This is a genomic window from Acinetobacter sp. YH16053 (assembly GCF_013417035.1).
In the GTDB taxonomy this organism is placed as follows: Bacteria; Pseudomonadota; Gammaproteobacteria; order Pseudomonadales; family Moraxellaceae; genus Acinetobacter; species Acinetobacter towneri.
In genome coordinates this window covers 54545-70761 of record NZ_VPEP01000011.1, presented here as the reverse complement: position 1 = coordinate 70761, position 16217 = coordinate 54545, and the positions used below count along the sequence as shown (strand labels likewise).

Annotated in this window: 16 protein-coding genes and 1 pseudogene; 7 read left to right on the top strand and 10 right to left on the bottom strand. The window is 40.1% G+C overall.

Going from position 1 to position 16217, the window contains the following annotated elements:
* Positions 1-127: 127 nt before the first annotated feature.
* Positions 128-598: pseudogene (locus FTV43_RS09850) on the top strand (aldolase/citrate lyase family protein); the annotation flags it as partial.
* 33 nt (positions 599-631) lie between these two features.
* Here FTV43_RS09850 and FTV43_RS09845 read toward each other — a convergent pair.
* From FTV43_RS09845 to FTV43_RS09835, 3 genes are all read right to left on the bottom strand, one after another.
* On the bottom strand, positions 632-1093 hold the full coding sequence (locus tag FTV43_RS09845) for a super-infection exclusion protein B (RefSeq protein WP_004973307.1): 462 nt from the start codon (positions 1091-1093) through the stop codon (positions 632-634).
* 91 nt (positions 1094-1184) lie between these two features.
* Positions 1185-1904, bottom strand: coding sequence for a UDP-2,3-diacylglucosamine diphosphatase (locus FTV43_RS09840; protein ID WP_004973308.1), 720 nt, complete (start codon positions 1902-1904; stop codon positions 1185-1187).
* Between the two features lie 117 nt (positions 1905-2021).
* Positions 2022-2531, bottom strand: coding sequence for a peptidylprolyl isomerase (locus FTV43_RS09835; RefSeq protein ID WP_179995385.1), 510 nt, complete (start codon positions 2529-2531; stop codon positions 2022-2024).
* A gap of 206 nt (positions 2532-2737) precedes the next feature.
* On the opposite strand from FTV43_RS09835, the gene FTV43_RS09830 reads away from it, so the two are divergent.
* A complete protein-coding gene (locus tag FTV43_RS09830) occupies positions 2738-4462 on the top strand; it encodes a glutamine--tRNA ligase/YqeY domain fusion protein (protein ID WP_179995384.1) in 1725 nt (574 codons plus the stop codon).
* A gap of 130 nt (positions 4463-4592) precedes the next feature.
* On the opposite strand, the gene FTV43_RS09825 is transcribed toward FTV43_RS09830, so the two are convergent.
* Positions 4593-5126 (bottom strand): lecithin retinol acyltransferase family protein, encoded by a 534-nt coding sequence (locus FTV43_RS09825; RefSeq protein WP_096900868.1) that lies wholly within the window; start codon positions 5124-5126, stop codon positions 4593-4595.
* 138 nt (positions 5127-5264) lie between these two features.
* Between FTV43_RS09825 and FTV43_RS09820 the strand changes: the two genes are divergently transcribed.
* A complete protein-coding gene (locus FTV43_RS09820; protein ID WP_179995383.1) occupies positions 5265-6017 on the top strand; it encodes a phosphodiester glycosidase family protein in 753 nt (250 codons plus the stop codon).
* Between the two features lie 30 nt (positions 6018-6047).
* Here the strand turns inward: FTV43_RS09820 and FTV43_RS09815 are convergent, their stop codons facing one another.
* From FTV43_RS09815 to FTV43_RS09800, 4 genes are all read right to left on the bottom strand, one after another.
* Positions 6048-6296 (bottom strand): hypothetical protein, encoded by a 249-nt coding sequence (locus FTV43_RS09815; RefSeq protein ID WP_004973320.1) that lies wholly within the window; start codon positions 6294-6296, stop codon positions 6048-6050.
* Between the two features lie 231 nt (positions 6297-6527).
* Positions 6528-6752, bottom strand: a complete 225-nt coding sequence (locus FTV43_RS09810; protein ID WP_004973321.1) for a hypothetical protein — start codon at positions 6750-6752, stop codon at positions 6528-6530.
* 241 nt (positions 6753-6993) lie between these two features.
* Positions 6994-8076: a tRNA (uridine(54)-C5)-methyltransferase TrmA gene (trmA, locus tag FTV43_RS09805; RefSeq protein WP_179995382.1), complete on the bottom strand. Its 1083-nt coding sequence runs from the start codon at positions 8074-8076 to the stop codon at positions 6994-6996.
* A gap of 162 nt (positions 8077-8238) precedes the next feature.
* Positions 8239-8940 carry an NAD-dependent deacylase gene (locus tag FTV43_RS09800; RefSeq protein ID WP_179995381.1) on the bottom strand — a complete coding sequence of 234 codons (702 nt, stop codon included), beginning with the start codon at positions 8938-8940 and terminating at the stop codon, positions 8239-8241.
* Positions 8941-9204: 264 nt separating this feature from the next.
* On the opposite strand from FTV43_RS09800, the gene FTV43_RS09795 reads away from it, so the two are divergent.
* Positions 9205-10446 carry an acyl-CoA dehydrogenase gene (locus FTV43_RS09795; RefSeq protein ID WP_131260895.1) on the top strand — a complete coding sequence of 414 codons (1242 nt, stop codon included), beginning with the start codon at positions 9205-9207 and terminating at the stop codon, positions 10444-10446.
* A gap of 78 nt (positions 10447-10524) precedes the next feature.
* Here the strand turns inward: FTV43_RS09795 and FTV43_RS09790 are convergent, their stop codons facing one another.
* The gene (locus FTV43_RS09790) at positions 10525-11433 is read right to left on the bottom strand and encodes an alpha/beta fold hydrolase (protein ID WP_096900864.1); all 909 of its coding nucleotides are present in this window, start codon (positions 11431-11433) and stop codon (positions 10525-10527) included.
* 125 nt (positions 11434-11558) lie between these two features.
* The gene (locus FTV43_RS09785; protein ID WP_004973333.1) at positions 11559-12110 is read right to left on the bottom strand and encodes a PadR family transcriptional regulator; all 552 of its coding nucleotides are present in this window, start codon (positions 12108-12110) and stop codon (positions 11559-11561) included.
* Positions 12111-12244: 134 nt separating this feature from the next.
* Between FTV43_RS09785 and FTV43_RS09780 the strand changes: the two genes are divergently transcribed.
* From FTV43_RS09780 to FTV43_RS09770, 3 genes are all read left to right on the top strand, one after another.
* A complete protein-coding gene (locus FTV43_RS09780; protein ID WP_004973335.1) occupies positions 12245-14269 on the top strand; it encodes an NADPH-dependent 2,4-dienoyl-CoA reductase in 2025 nt (674 codons plus the stop codon).
* A 140-nt stretch (positions 14270-14409) separates the two neighbouring features.
* Positions 14410-14823, top strand: coding sequence for a nuclear transport factor 2 family protein (locus tag FTV43_RS09775; protein WP_004973337.1), 414 nt, complete (start codon positions 14410-14412; stop codon positions 14821-14823).
* Between the two features lie 90 nt (positions 14824-14913).
* The gene (locus tag FTV43_RS09770; protein WP_026438425.1) at positions 14914-16020 is read left to right on the top strand and encodes a YheT family hydrolase; all 1107 of its coding nucleotides are present in this window, start codon (positions 14914-14916) and stop codon (positions 16018-16020) included.
* The last annotated feature ends 197 nt before the right edge of the window (positions 16021-16217 follow it).

The following is a 16217-nucleotide window of genomic DNA, read 5'->3' as shown; positions in this document are numbered from 1 at the left end:
TCAGCTTGCTTCAAGATACTCATGATCAAGCTGTCTGAATACTTAGATGTTTTCATAGAAAATCTCCTTAAATCAAGGTTATTCGATTTTCTACTTTTAAACTCAATGATTTTTAGGGGGGATTACCGTACGTTATCCACCTGAAGGTATTCGCGGCGTAGGCGCAGCTTTAGCACGTGCAACTCGCTGGAACAGTATTCCAAATTATTACGCGACAGCGCATGAAAATATTTGTTTGCTCATTCAAATTGAATCGGTCACAGGTTTAGAAAATCTGGATGCTATTTTACAAGTCGATGGGATTGATGGGGTGTTTATTGGTGCGGTGGATTTATCTGCCACGATGGGTTATGAAGGCAATCCGAACCATCCAGAAGTACAAGCCGCTGTGGTCGATGCGATTCAACGGATTCGTGCAGCAGGCAAAGCAGCAGGGATTTTATCGACCCAACATGAAGTGACACAAAAGTATTTGGATTTAGGCACAGAATTTGTGGCAGTTGGGGTAGATACCAGTGTGTTGATGACTTCGCTGCGTGAGTTGTTGGCTAAATATAAAGCAGATGCCGAAGTCATTCAGTTTGAAGGCGGGTACTAAAATATAAAAGTCCAATATTTATTGGGTATTTCTTCAATATAAACTATTTGGATTTTGTAGAAGATGTTTTGATAGAGTGGGTTCTATTCTAAAAATTTTTTTATTTCCTTCTGTTTTACCTGTATTAAAAATAAATTTAATTGTTTCTAGCCAAACTACTGCTTGATCATTTGGATTTAATGCTTTTTCTTGAACTTTGTCATTCATAAATAAAGATAAGATGTTTTTCTCTTCATAAGAAAGCTTTGTTAGTTTATTGATTAATTCTTTATTTTTATTTGAAAAAGAAAACTCCTGATCCTTCTTAGCTTTGATCATTGATAATAAATCATATAGCATGAGTGAGATACTAAATAAGAAAATGATCAATAGAAAAGTGAAATTTTTTTGAACAAAAGACGATAAGTGTTCATCTAAATTAATAGCAGCTACAAAAAATATTAATAGCATAAAAATGGAAAATACAGCATTTATTTTTTGAACGTTGAATTTCATATTATAAATTTTTAAAACTAAGTTATTGAAATATTAATATATTAAAAACGGATTTGGCAAGTCTTAGAAGTTAATGTTGTCAACTTTTATCCTAGTAACTCCATTTCTTTAATTTTAATTCCATATTGTTTTGTTGTGGATTAATTTCTAAAATTTGCGCAGCATCTGCGCGCCAATCGCCTAATACAATTCTAGGTTTGCCGTGTTCATTGTGAATATTTGGACGATGCGTATGCCCATGAATTAACACATCTGCATGCTGCAAGGCTTGTGACACAGCATCTGCATTTACGTCCATGACGTCATAACTTTTGACTTGATTGGCTTGCTGACTTTTTTTGCGGAAACCTTGTGCAAGTTTTTGCCGAAAAGCCAAAGGTGTTTTCTTTAAAATCCCTAAAATGATGGGATTGCGAATGATTTTACGGAATTTTTGATAGGACACATCATCGGTACACAGTGCATCGCCATGTTCTAAACGTACCTGTTGAGAACCAATATGCAGCGTGTACACATCGGGCAGGAGTTGTCCTGAAAACTGATCTAAAAATTTCTGACCCAAAGCGAAATCACGATTGCCGACAATAAAGTAAATTTGATTACCTGCTTGGCTAAATTGCTTTAAACGTGCAACAACTTCATCGAGCCACGCTGCGGTGTAATCATCGCCAATCCATGCATTAAACCAGTCGCCTAAAATATACAGTTGGGTGTTTTTATTTTGATAAGCGTCTAGCAAATCTAAAAACCCCCGAACAAGTCGAGGGTGATTTGGTGACAAGTGTAAATCTGCGATAAACAGATAGGTCACGAATTATTCCTTGGAATCTCCCGAAATCCCTCTTTTAAAAGAGGGATTTCTCCTCCCTAAACGAATTTTAAAGCAGTACTTTAAAATGATGTGCGTAAGCGAGGTCGGGTAAGATTCTTATTCAGCAATGATTTTTGCAGATTCAATCACCACATTTTCTAGTGGAACATCTGCGTGATAACCACGGTTGCCAGTACGCACGCCTTTAATAGCATCTACAACGTCCATACCTTCAACAACTTTACCAAACACGGCATAACCCCAACCTTGTGCAGTTTTGCCTGTGTGGTTCAAGAAAGAGTTATTTTTTACGTTAATGAAGAACTGTGCAGAAGCAGAGTGAGGTGCTTGGGTACGAGCCATTGCAATTGTACCAACATCGTTGCTTAAGCCGTTGTCAGCTTCGTTTTCAATCGCATCACGTGTTGTTTTTTCTTTGAAGTTTTCATCCATGCCACCGCCTTGGATCATGAAACCATCAATAACACGGTGGAAAATTACGCCGTCATAAAAACCATCACGAACGTATTCTAAGAAGTTAGCAACTGTAATTGGTGCTTTTTCAGCGTTCAATTCTAAAACAATACGACCTTTATTGGTGTTTAATTCGACTTGAGGAAAACTCATTGTGTAATCTCCTAAACATGGACACGAATGCCATGGGTTTTTTGGTTGAGAGAAGCATAAGCAAACTGTAAACTACAAGGCAAGTAAAAACGTTATTTTCTTTGTTAAAAACAAGGAAAAGCGTTCTAATGGGTGATGTATGCTTCACTACTGAAGTTTCTGTAACCTAGTTTATCCAATTTTATTTTAGAAGTGATTTTATTGCTATGAAGCCAAATGATGTTGTTGCATCTCTGCCAAACACCCCGACACCAAGTTCAAATGCCTCTGTCGATGCTGTGCAGCAAGAACAACAGCCGGGCTTGGACTTTATACGTCAAGTCATTACCGATGATATTGCGGCGGGTCGCACTCAGCAGGTGGTGACACGTTTTCCACCTGAGCCGAATGGTTATTTGCATATTGGTCACGTGAAAGCAATTTGCTTGAACTTTGGCATCGCACAAGAATATCAAGGGGTGTGTAACTTACGTTTTGATGACACCAACCCAGATGCAGAAGAACAAGAATATGTTGATGGTATTGCCAATGACGTGAAATGGCTGGGTTTTGAGTGGAATGGCGAACCACGCTATGCATCAAGCTATTTCGATCAATTATATACATGGGCAATTCAGCTGATCGAACAAGGCGATGCTTATGTCGATTTGCAAACCCCTGATGAGATTAAGCTCAATCGTGGTTCTTTTGTAGAGCCGGGTAAAAATTCGCCATATCGTGATACGCCAGTAGCCGAAAACTTGGCTTTATTTGAAAAAATGCGCAATGGTGAATTAGGCGAAGGTCAGGCAGTACTCCGTGCCAAAATTGATATGGCTTCACCAAACGTACACATGCGTGATCCGATTTTGTATCGTGTTTTACATTCATCGCATCACCAAACGGGCGATAAATGGAAAATGTACCCAATGTATGATTATGCGCATCCATTATCAGATGCCATTGAAGGCATTACTCATTCACTATGTACTTTAGAATTCCAAGACCATCGTCCATTCTATGATTGGGTGGTGGAAAAGGTGAAATCCGAGGCTGTGCCGCGTCAGTATGAATCTAGCCGTTTGAATATTGATTACACCATCACATCTAAGCGTAAATTGCGTAAATTGGTTGAAGGCGGTTTTGTGAATGGTTGGGATGACCCACGTATGCCAACAGTGGTAGGTATGCGTCGTCGTGGCTTTACACCAGAAGGTTTGCGTGATTTCTGTAAGCGTGTAGGTGTGTCTAAGTCGGATGGTATTGTGGATGTTGCAATGCTTGAATATTGCATCCGTCAGTCATTGGAAAATACTGCAGCACGTGGTATGGCGGTGTTAAATCCACTTAAAGTGACTTTGACTAACTTGCCAGAAGCATTAGATTTGGTCCATGCACGTCATCCAAATGTAGATATGGGTGAACGTATCATTCCGCTGACTTCTGAAATTTACATTGACCGTAAAGACTTTGAAGAAGTGCCGCCTAAAGGCTTTAAGCGTTTAGTGCCTGAAGGAGAAGTACGTTTACGTCATGCTTATGTAATCAAGTGTGATGAAGTGATTAAAGATGCTAACGGCGAAGTCATTGAGCTGAAATGTTCAATTGACCCTGAAACTTTGGGCAAAAACCCAGAAGGTCGTAAAGTAAAAGGCGTGATTCACTGGGTCTCTGCAAGTAAAGGCGTTGCGGCAGAAGTTCGCTTATATGATCGCTTATTTACCGAATCTGACCCAGAAGTGGGCGATGATTTCTTGGCGAATCTAAACCCTGAATCATTGACGGTGGTACAAGCCATTGTTGAACCTGCATTGGCAAAAGCACAACCTGAAGATCGTTTCCAATTTGAACGAGAAGGTTATTTTGTTGCAGATCAGTATGATCACAGTGAGGAAAAACCAGTGTTTAACCGTATTTTAGACTTAAAAGACAGCTTTAAACCTGGCAAGTAACACCTTATTTAAGTTTTAGCTTGCAACTTGAAAGCCCAACTTGATCAATTCAGGTTGGGCTTTTGGTTTTATCTATTTGAGGTTTATAGAATATTTTGTGAGATATACAGTGTCGCTAAAATGACTGCGATTAGCGGTTTTTATGCTGTTCCTGCTTCATCAGGATTTGCGGTAACTGCATTTTGGCTTTATCGCGTAGTTTCTTCTTAATATAGAGCACTAAAGCAAAGCAAGTGGTGGTCAGGGTCAGCATCATACTGTTCATATAACTCATCAATGAACTGACATAACCAATGGTGGTTAAACGATCCATCATCTTAAATACTTGCGGGCTGCTTTCCACACCTGTAATTGCCCAAGTGCATAAATGTTCACAGTTATTCATAATCAGATGATAATTGTTTTCATGCATTCTGGAGCGCATACGGCGTACCACTTTGCGGCCTTTATACTTGGGCGCATGATACGACTGCACAATAATATTTTTGCCGTGACTAAACTTTTCAATACTGGTCATTTCAATCGGGTGTTTTTTAAAAAGATGTGCAAAACCCGAATAGTGAATCACGCGACCACGCCCGGCATAGATACCATGATGGCTATAGCCGAAGTGTTTCACAATTAAATGTGCCCCTAAAGGAAATCGTGTTTTCTGCTTGAGCATCGTACGCTTGACCAATAAAGTAACATGAGTAAAGAAATAAGAAGAGGGTTTATAGTGTACTGTGTCTGAGGTAAATATGCGATAACCCATTCAGATATATGCACAATTTGTAACATAGCGATGGCAGGAGCTAGTAGAATGAAAAATATATTTTACTGCATGATACTGAGTAGTCTGCTGCTTAGTACTGTGGTGCAAGCAGGGATACGTGCATGGACTGTAAAAGATGCGCATATTGATGTAGATGTCGTTGAGATTAGTCGTTTGCAGCATTTGCGCTTATATCTGAATGATCTAAATGTAAAACCGTTTAAGCAAATCTCACAGCTGCAACAGGCTTTAGCATCTTGTGAGAAATTACAATTTGCGATGAATGCAGGTATGTTTCATCATAATTATCGCCCTGTGGGGCTGTATATTGAGCAAGGGCAACAAATTCAGAAATTAAACAGGCAGCAGCAAGGTTGGGGGAATTTTTTGATTCAGCCAAATGGTGTATTGGCTTGGAATCGGCAGCAAATTTTCTTGGGTACGACCCAGCAATATGCAGATCAAAACTTTGCAGCAAGTTATTATGCTACCCAATCGGGGCCTATGTTGGTTATCAACAATCAGTTAAATTCACGTTTTCTTGCAGACAGTCAGTCGTACAAAATTAGAAATGGGGTAGGTCTTAAAAACCAGCGTTTGTATTTTGTCATAAGCAATACACCTGTGAATTTTCATCAATTTGCCACCTTTTTTAAAGATGAGCTGCAAACGCCAAATGCCTTGTATTTAGATGGTTCGATTTCTACAGCGTATATTCCGCAATTACAACGTCATACTCATCCACATCGCAATTTAGGTCCAATTTTAGCTTATATAGATCATCAAGGCTGTAAACCCTAACATTGGAATTTGGTTTTGGCTTGACTGAATTTATTGTCCAATAAAACCTAAGGCTGTGCCTTGCATCCTGCAGATTTTGACTGCTTCTTCGCTTTTCATTTGTTTGACTTCATTTTCAAATTGCTTTTTTTGTTGTTTAAGTTGCTCATCTGAAATACCCATGTTTTTAGCAAAACTTTCCATTTTCTCCCAAGTTTCGGCACATTCTTTCGGCATTGGGCTACAGGCTGTTAAACTTAGGCTGAGTAGGGCAAGACAGCTAAGGCTAGTTTTTTTCATTGTCATTTTCTCTGTTTGAATAATTCGAATTTATTGGTGTGATGATTATGTGTAGAAATATTAGCGCATGATTATGAAGATATGATTGACTGCGTTTGAAAAGATTAGCGTTTTTGTGCAAGCTCAAGCACGTATTAAGATTTATAAAATTTATTGTTTTAAGTGCCAATATATTTGAAGCAATTAAAAAAGGCACTTAGTTCAACTAAATGCCTTTTTTATCATATTCCATTACTGGAATGGTAGATGCTGGAGTTCATTTAACTCTTTGCGGCTATAACCTCGCGAAGCGAGAACCTTCTTAATCCCGATAATGACATCTTCATCTGTGGCTTTGGTTAAAGCTTCGAGAAGTTGTTCATTTGTCTTGCAAGAGCAATCATTTTCAACACAAGCAATTTGATTTTTATGCTCGTTTTGCTGTTCTGTAGAGAACAACTTTTGCCAAAAACTCATAGAGCCTTCATTCACAACCTAACATAGATCGAAATATAGCCAATATAAAAAATAAATCAAGTCGACCTAAGTGATAAAAGCAGCAATCGAGTTGCAGAATTTTCGATGATATTGCATTTTTTTAACGAAATTATGACAGTTAAAGGGCTTGTAATGCTTTAACTGATTCATTTACATCATAATATTTACAAGTGCTAAAAAGGAGAACTTGTAAATATTGAAGAATAATGCAACAAATTGTTTAAATCTTTTCCAGTAAAACACCCGACTCAACATGATGGGTGTATGGGAATTGATCAAACAGTGCAAATTGCGTCACTTTATGGCTTTGACACAAGGTTTTTAAATTGTCATGCAATGTGTCTGGGTTGCACGAAATATAAATAATACGCTTAAAACGCTGTAGGAGTTTTAAGGTGTCATCGTCAATTCCTGCGCGTGGCGGATCGACAAAGACCGTATCAAAATCATAACTTGCAAGATCAATGTTCGCTTCTTGCAAGCGGCGGAATTCACGCTCACCGTTATAGGCTTGAGTAAACTCTTCAGCCGATAAGCGTGCCACTTGAATATTCTCAATCTGGTTTTGTTCAATATTCCACTGCGCTGCATATACCGAAGATTTAGCCAGTTCTGTGGCAAGTACACGACGGAAACGAGTCGATAGCGGCAGGGTAAAGTTACCATTACCACAATAAAGTTCTAATAAATCTTGCTCAGAATGTTCGGCAACCGTACATGCCCATTCCAGCATTTTTTGGCAAACTTGCGCGTTTGGCTGGGTAAAGCTGCTTTCAATTTGCTTATAGGTATAAGTGCGCTCAAAAACCTGTAATTGTTCAACTACATACTCATCGGATAGCACGAATTTTTGCCCACGGCTGCGTCCAATCAGTTTAATGTTTAATGCTTTGCTCAAAGCTTGGGCTGCAGGCTCCCAATCAGATTCAAGTTTGCGGTGATAAAGCAGTGAAACCAACATTTCGCCACTTAAAGTCGCTAAAAAATGCACTTCAAATAAACGAGCCGATAATACGGGATCGGCTTTCAGGGCGGCTAACAGCTTTGGCATTAATAAGTTAATGCTGCGGTCTGCAATCGGAAACTCATCTACACGAATAACTTTTTTCTGCTTATCTTCACTGCGTTCAAACATGGCATAAAACAGATCATCTTCAATATGCCAAATTCGGAACTCTGCCCGCATACGGTAGTTGTGTTCTGGTGAGGCAAATACTTGCAAGGCAGGCGGGTTATATTCGGCAAATTGGGCAGAAATACGGGCAACTTTTGCATCAAGTTGTTGCTGATAAGATGAGGTCATATGCAGTAAACATCACAAACACAGAGAAAGAGCGATGGTAACAAAGTTTTAAAGAGATACCTAAAACTATTATGAAAATGATGCAATCCTGCAAGATGTCAAAATAGCCTAAGCATGTTGATGACATCTTACAAGTGGAAAAATTTAGATACTGTAATTACTTTAAACTTGATGTAATTGATCGAACAATTGCTGCATGCCCTCAGTGGCAGTTTTGGAAATCCGTTGAAATTGAGCAGGAAGTTGGGCTTGCATGGCTTTTGGGTCAATATAATAAGCCTGACAATTTGCAGGAATTTCGTGTACTAATCCAGCAACAGGGTACACCACCAAACTTGTACCAATCACAATAAAAATATCGGCATCTTGAATCAAATCCAGTGCTTCTTCATAGGCAGGAACTGCTTCGCCAAACCAGACCACATGCGGACGTAAAGGATAGCCTTGTGGGCAAAGATCCTGTTGCAAGTTCAGCGAGTCACCTTCAATTGGAAAAAATTCTGTCGTGTATTGTGCATGAGGCCCTGAGCTTTTGGCTAAACGAATATTGCCGTGTAAATGCAAAACTTCTGAACTGCCTGCACGTTCATGCAAATCATCAATATTTTGGGTGATCACTTGTACATCAAAATCATCTTCAAGTTCAGCAATTAAGCGATGCGCCAAGTTAGGCTGCGCATTAAGATTGTTTTTACGACGTTCATTATAAAAGCGTTGGACTAATTCAGGATTCCTTGCCCATGCTTCAGGACTTGCGACATCCTCCACGCGATGTTTTTCCCATAAGCCATCACCATCTCTAAAGGTGTTGATTCCACTTTCTGCGCTCATACCTGCACCCGAAAAAACCACTAATTTACGCATGTTTTATTCTCTTGATGGATGGTTAGATTTGAGTATAAGTGCCGAAAATAGAAACACAAATCTACAGCTCATTTTTTCAGAATTTTAAGTATCTCAATATGTGAAAGTTTAGTGCTGTCTATAACTTTGCTGAATAATTGAATAAAAGTTCACTTTTTATTGCTTGTTATTTCATTTTAATGATAGAACATAAAGTAAAGTAGTATGACGCTACAAAATCAAATATTGATGAACCAGAACCTATAATAATGTGCAGAGGATGCCATGTCACAACACAATCCATCGCCAAATCACACGCCTGCAACTCACAGTGAAAAAGTGAAATTTGATTGGAAAGATCCTTTTTTGCTTGAACAGCAATTGACTGAAACCGAACGTATGATTCGTGATAGTGCCTATGCTTATTGTCAGGAAAAATTACTGCCGCGGGTACGTGATCAGTTTAGACATGAAACGGTAGATCGCAGCATCTTCCGTGAAATGGGTGAGCTTGGTTTGTTAGGCTCAACCATACCTGAACAATATGGCGGTGCAGGTTTAAATTATGTGAGTTATGGGCTAATTTCACGTGAAATTGAACGGGTCGATTCAGGTTATCGTTCAATGGCAAGTGTGCAAAGTTCATTGGTGATGGTGCCAATTTATGAGTTTGGCAGTGAAGCACAAAAACAAAAATATTTACCCAAACTCGCTTCGGGTGAATGGGTCGGATGTTTTGGTCTGACTGAACCTGATTTTGGCTCCGACCCTGGCAGTATGAACAGCAGAGCACATAAAGTTGCAGGCGGTTATCGTTTACACGGTGCGAAAATGTGGATTACCAATAGTCCAATTGCCGATGTATTTGTGGTGTGGGCAAAAGAAGTTTCAGCAGATGGGCAAGTGGGTGATATTCGCGGTTTTATTTTAGAAAAAGGTTGGGATGGACTTTCTGCACCAATCATTCAAGGCAAGGTTGGTTTACGCGCTTCAATCACAGGTGAAATTGTCATGGACAATGTTTTTGTGCCTGAAGAAAATATGTTACCTGAAGTGCGTGGTTTAAAAGGGCCGTTCACTTGTTTAAATAGTGCACGTTATGGCATTGCTTGGGGTGCTATGGGTGCGGCTGAGTTTTGTTGGCATACTGCGCATCAATATACGATGGATCGGATTCAGTTCGGACGTCCTTTGGCGGCCAATCAGCTCATTCAAAAGAAACTTGCCGATATGCAAACCGAAATCGCGCTGGGTTTACAAATTGCTTTACGTTTTGGTCGTATGAAAGATGAGGGTATTGCTTCACTCGAAGGTACTTCGCTGATTAAACGCAACAACTGTGGCAAGGCCTTAGAGATTGCTCGTATGGCGCGCGATATGCTTGGTGGGAATGGTATCAGTGATGAATATGGCGTGGCGCGGCATCTGGTCAATTTGGAAGTCGTGAATACCTATGAAGGGACGCACGATGTGCATGCGCTAATTTTAGGTCGTGCGCAAACGGGTATCGCGGCTTTTGCCAATTAAATCTAGATCTAAACTAAATCTAGGTCTAATGATGCTACGGTGGAAAATATTGCAAACCACATTTTCCACCGTTTTACTTTAGCTGTTTAGTTTTAAAAATTGGCTAATTTCCTGATTAAATTTCAACGGTTCGGTCAGTAAAGGGGTATGCCCAGATTGGTGAAATATGACTTGTTTCGCATTCGGCATAGCTTCTACCACTTGACGTTGTCCTTCTGCCGCATACAAGGTCGATTGTGCGCCTGTAAAAAAGACTGTCGGACAACCTAGTTGAGTTAAAGCCTCACGATAATCTTCCTGATGGTGTAAATAATTGTCGATATACCAGCGTAAATAATCTAAACGCTGTGTAGGTAAAATATAGCGTTGTAAAACAGGACGTTTGACGGCCAGTTTAAATAAAAACGGACTGATTTTATTGCTGGCTTGTAATTCTATAAATTCTAGCCAAAGTTCGACTAAGTTTTTACGCTGCAACACATCCATTTGTTGAATATCAGTATATTGCGCGTGATCATGTAAAAACTCGGACAGATGAATCAATAACTGTTTAAATTGTTGATGTTGATTGCCAAATAAGCCATAAGGCCAGTTTTCATCTACCCCAATTTTTGGTGCTTGGTCAATTTGTAAATAACTGCTTAAATGCGCAGCCAATTGTCCATATTGCATGCCATGCATGGCAGTGGTTGCCCCCATGGAATAGCCAATCAGTTTAAATTGTTGCAGGTTCTGTTGTTGAAGCAGACTGTTTAAATCTTGCCAATGGCTCGAAATAGCATCCAGTTCTGGAACGGCACACAGGTTTGAACCCCCAAAACCACGCCAGTCTGGAATAATAAAACGATACTGCTTTTTATGTTGATACAGAAATGGCAACCATTGCCAACTGTGCATGCCTAAACCTGAAAGCACAACCACAGGCTCACCTTGACCAAATTCACGTACAAATAGAGCTTCGCCATCGGGCATGCGGTAAAAAGGCATCAGCATTTCCTTGCATGGTTGTAATTAAAGATGCGTTATTCTTTATAGCATAGCCTGATCATTTCTGTATGGTGAGCAACCCTGATTTCACATTGATGTGGTTGCTATTACTTAAAAATATACTTTTAAGATGAGGCTTCGGCATCAAACTTTTTCAGTTCAGGAATCACATTTTCTAGCCATTCAATCCAGCCAATTTCCTGATCTATCCCTAGCTGCAAAATCATTTTATGAATATACAGGGTACGGTTGTTCGCAGGTGCTTGGCTAAAGTCTTTGGCAAAAATCTGTTGATAGGTGTGCAACTTGGCTTTGTGAAGCAGCAAATGTCGTTCTAGTTCGGGTAAGACGCTGTTGCCGCCAAGTTGGGCTTCGGCACGTAAACGTACCATAAGTTCTTCGCGTAATTGTGCAGGCGGGCTTTGCTCGACCATCCAGTTTGCCAGTTCATGCCGCCCCAAAGCTTCTACCTGATAGGTTTTGCTACGACTGCTAGAATCTTCATCTTCTAAGGTTGAAATCCAACCTTTTTTCAGCATGGTATTTAGTTCGCGATAAATTTGTTGATGGGTCGCATTCCAGAAAAAGCCCATAGAGCGGTCAAAACGGCGTGCCAATTCAATACCGTTACTGGGTTTTTCAATTAAACTGGTCAATAAAACGTGAGCGAGCGACATAAACAGAGCAACTTTATTTTTTTCAGCTTTAATTATGCAACATGTTGCATAAAAATTAAATCTAGAATATAAAAGTATGCAACAAGTTGCATTAAGCATAAAACAGCCAGCATTTTTGCCAGCAGGGAGATTCTATGTCTGACTATCCACATTTACTTGCGCCTTTAGATTTAGGCTTTACCACTTTAAAAAATCGGGTCTTAATGGGTTCAATGCACGTTGGACTAGAAGAAGCACCGGGTGGATACGAACGTATGGCGGCTTTTTATGCAGAGCGTGCCAAAGGTGGCGTTGGGCTGATTGTAACAGGTGGTATTTCACCGAATGATGCAGGCTTAACCTTTGCGGGCGGCAATAAACTTGATACTCGTCAAGAAGCAGAAAAACATAAAGTGGTGACTCAGGCTGTGCATGATGCAGGCGGCAAAATTGCTTTACAGATTTTACATACGGGACGTTATTCCTATCAGCCCGATATTGTCGCACCGTCAGCAATTCAGGCACCGATTAACCCAAGTAAACCACATGCACTAACATCGGCAGAAGTACAGCAAACCATTGCCGACTTTGTGAATTGTGCCAAATTGGCACAATACGCAGGCTATGATGGTGTCGAAATCATGGGTTCGGAAGGCTATTTAATTAATGAGTTTATTGTTGCGCGTACCAACCATCGTGATGATGAATGGGGCGGCAGTTATGAAAACCGTATTCGTTTCCCAATTGAAATTGTTAAACGTACCCGTGCAGAAGTGGGTGAAAACTTTATTATTATTTACCGCTTGTCGATGTTGGATTTAGTCGAAGGCGGTTCGAGTTTTGAAGAAGTGGTGCAATTAGCACAAGCGATTGAAAAAGCAGGTGCAACCATTATCAATACAGGGATTGGCTGGCATGAAGCACGTATCCCAACCATTGCTACCAAAGTCCCTCGCGCAGCTTTTACATGGGTGACAGAGAAATTAAAAGGTTTGGTTAAAGTGCCACTGATCACTTCAAACCGTATTAACACCCCTGAAATGGCTGAGCATGTTTTGGCTGCAGGACATGCCGATATGGTATCGATGGCACGTCCAATGTTGGCAGATGCTTTCTTTGTGCAAAAAGCAGAGCAAGGTCGCAGTGATGAAATCAACACATGTATTGGTTGTAACCAAGCTTGTTTAGACCATATTTTCTCAATGAAGATTGCTTCATGTTTGGTCAATCCACGTGCTTGCCATGAAACAGAACTCATTTTTAAAGAAGCAACACAGACTAAAAAAATTGCGGTGATTGGTGCAGGGCCTGCAGGTTTGAGCTTTGCAACCTATGCTGCAGAACGTGGGCATCAGGTGACGATTTTTGAAGCATCGAATCAAATTGGTGGGCAGTTTAATATTGCTAAAACCATTCCTGGTAAAGAAGAGTTTTACGAAACTTTGCGCTATTTCAAACGCCAAATTGAGCTGCAACCGAATATTAAATTGGTATTGAATCATACGGCTAGTTTTGAACAATTGCTCAATGCTGACTTCGATGATGTGGTTGTGGCAACAGGTGTAACCCCGCGTCAATTGGATATCGCAGGTATTAATCACCCTAAAGTGCTGAGCTATATTGAGGTATTAAAAGAGCGTAAGCCTGTAGGTCAACGTGTTGCGATTATTGGCGCTGGTGGTATTGGTTTTGATACTGCAGAATATTTAAGCCATGAAGGTGAAAGTGGTAGTCTAAATCCTGAAAAATTCTACGATGAATGGGGAATTGATACCAATTATGCGCATGTCGGTGGTTTAAAAGCAGCAAAAGTTGAAGAATCGCCACGTGAAATTTATTTATTGCAACGTAAAGCATCATCCGTGGGTGCTGGCTTGGGTAAAACAACAGGCTGGATTCATCGTACAGGTTTAAAAAACCGTGACGTTAAAATGATTGCAGGGGCAAGTTATGACCTGATTGATGATCAAGGCTTGCACATCACCGTCAATGGTCAAAGTACAGTGCTCGAAGTTGATCATGTGGTGATTTGTGCAGGGCAAGAGTCTTACACCGCCATGTATGAGCAATTACAGGCAGCAGGCAAAAATGTGCATTTAATTGGTGGGGCGAAAGAAGCAGGCGAGTTAGATGCCAAACGTGCAATTCGTCAGGGTGCTGAATTGGCAGCGAAAATTTAATGTAATTCCTTCTCCCTCTCCTTTGGGAGGGGGCTGGGGAGAGAGTTAATAATCGCTTCTGCCCAGTGCAGCAGTGCTTCAGTCTCACTCAGGGACTCTGCATAGAAATGAAATATCAAAACAAAAAAAAGGAACTTAACATGACTTTGGAAACAACAAAATTAGCGGTACAGCGTTGGCATACAATGCTGCAAAACCATGATATGTCTATTTTGAGTGAATTGCTGGCAGATGATGTGGTGTTTCGTTCACCTGTAGCGTACCAACCTTATGCGGGTAAACAAGTGGTATTTTTTATTTTGACCAATGTAATTCAGGTCTTTGAAAACTTTACTTATCACCGTGAGTTTTATACTGAAGATGGTTGCAATGTTGTACTTGAATTTTCCGCCAATGTGGGAGATAAAAAACTTAAAGGAATTGATATGATTCAATTCAATACACAAGGACAAATTGTGGACTTTGAAGTGATGATTCGCCCGAAAAGTGGTTTAGAGGCATTGGCTGTGCAAATGGGACAACGTATGGCTGCCTTTATGCCAACCGAAAAATAAAATACCGCGTGTGTATGGCAATGAAGTTGTTTTATAGAAATCGGTTTCGGGTTGGCATGCTTGAAAGTGCATGTATTGCTTGGGAGTAAAATGATGTCTACATTACAAAAAATAGCGAAAATTACACAAGCGGTTTTAGATCAGGTCACAGGCGCAGATTTACCGACGTTGTATTATCATCCACATGGAGAAATCCGTCGGGTATTGGATTATTTACCACAGCTCAAAGAAAAATACCGTCCAACACCGTGGCTGTCCAATACACATGCGCATCTTTTATATTTTGATTTAATTAAAAAGAAAACCATTCGTCAGCAGTATGATCGGGTTGATCAACTCACTATGCAAGATGGCGGTATCACCGCAGTTGCTTGGGTGGGTTATGACTTACCTGCAGATACTCCCACAATTGTTTTAATGCATACCATTACAGGTTCTTTGGAAAGTATGCGTGAGTTGGTGCGCGATTTACATCAGCAGACACAGTGGCGTATTGCCTTATGTTTACGTCGTGGGCATGGCAATTTACCTATGCCTGTACCACAAATGAATCTGTTTGGTTCGACGCATGATTTGCGTGAACAAATAGTGTTTATTCAGCAACAATTTCCACAATCTGAATTATATGCTGTTGGTTCTTCCGCAGGGACAGGATTATTGGTGCGCTATTTGGGCGAAGAAGGCGAGCAAACCCCAATTAAAGCCGCGTTTGCACTGTGCCCAGGATATAACACTGAACTAGGCTTTCAGCATGTGCATCCTTTTTACAGTAAAGTGATGACCAAAAAATTATTCCAGTTTTTTATTCAGCCCCATCAGGACATTTGGCAAAACGTAAAATCTTTATCGCAAGTGTTAAGTGCGACTACATTGGCAGAGTTTGAAAAGGCGTATTTTGAATTGGCGGGTTTTGAAGATTATGACAGCTACACACAAGCCATTAACCCAATTTATGTGTTTGAGAATGTCAAAATTCCGCTTATGGTTTTAAATGCAGAAGATGACCCAGTGTGCCACATCAAAAACTTTGACCCTTATAAAGAAACCATACGGAAAATGCCAAATATTATGGTAGTGACGACCCGTAAAGGCAGTCATTGTGGTTTTTATGAAGGTGTCGGTTTTACTAAATCTTGGGCATCGCGTTTAATTTCTAATTATTTTAAAGTGCAATCGCAGTTGCTGCAGGCAAGTTAAAGTGAAGCGCACAAACCTATATAGAAATAGGTAGCTGTATTGCAAATGTATTCACGAGTTATCTCAGCGAAGACTCATCCAAATGAATAAAAAACCCAGTACACAATGACTGGGTTTTTTAACGTCAATTCAAATCTAAGATAAGAACTTACACCTTAAAACTGACTTTAACTTAAAGCTTAGTTTTAAGTGAGCAC

Coding starts and splice junctions, on each gene's coding strand:
- FTV43_RS09830 (WP_179995384.1), top strand. CDS start 2,738: ATGAAGCCAAATGATGTTGTTGCATCTCTGCCAAACACCCCGACACCA.
- FTV43_RS09820 (WP_179995383.1), top strand. CDS start 5,265: ATGAAAAATATATTTTACTGCATGATACTGAGTAGTCTGCTGCTTAGT.
- FTV43_RS09815 (WP_004973320.1), bottom strand. CDS start 6,296: ATGAAAAAAACTAGCCTTAGCTGTCTTGCCCTACTCAGCCTAAGTTTA.
- FTV43_RS09845 (WP_004973307.1), bottom strand. CDS start 1,093: ATGAAATTCAACGTTCAAAAAATAAATGCTGTATTTTCCATTTTTATG.
- trmA (WP_179995382.1), bottom strand. CDS start 8,076: ATGACCTCATCTTATCAGCAACAACTTGATGCAAAAGTTGCCCGTATT.
- FTV43_RS09785 (WP_004973333.1), bottom strand. CDS start 12,110: ATGTCGCTCGCTCACGTTTTATTGACCAGTTTAATTGAAAAACCCAGT.
- FTV43_RS09810 (WP_004973321.1), bottom strand. CDS start 6,752: ATGAGTTTTTGGCAAAAGTTGTTCTCTACAGAACAGCAAAACGAGCAT.
- FTV43_RS09770 (WP_026438425.1), top strand. CDS start 14,914: ATGATGTCTACATTACAAAAAATAGCGAAAATTACACAAGCGGTTTTA.
- FTV43_RS09795 (WP_131260895.1), top strand. CDS start 9,205: ATGTCACAACACAATCCATCGCCAAATCACACGCCTGCAACTCACAGT.
- FTV43_RS09825 (WP_096900868.1), bottom strand. CDS start 5,126: ATGCTCAAGCAGAAAACACGATTTCCTTTAGGGGCACATTTAATTGTG.
- FTV43_RS09835 (WP_179995385.1), bottom strand. CDS start 2,531: ATGAGTTTTCCTCAAGTCGAATTAAACACCAATAAAGGTCGTATTGTT.
- FTV43_RS09780 (WP_004973335.1), top strand. CDS start 12,245: ATGTCTGACTATCCACATTTACTTGCGCCTTTAGATTTAGGCTTTACC.
- FTV43_RS09775 (WP_004973337.1), top strand. CDS start 14,410: ATGACTTTGGAAACAACAAAATTAGCGGTACAGCGTTGGCATACAATG.
- FTV43_RS09790 (WP_096900864.1), bottom strand. CDS start 11,433: ATGCCTTTTTACCGCATGCCCGATGGCGAAGCTCTATTTGTACGTGAA.
- FTV43_RS09800 (WP_179995381.1), bottom strand. CDS start 8,940: ATGCGTAAATTAGTGGTTTTTTCGGGTGCAGGTATGAGCGCAGAAAGT.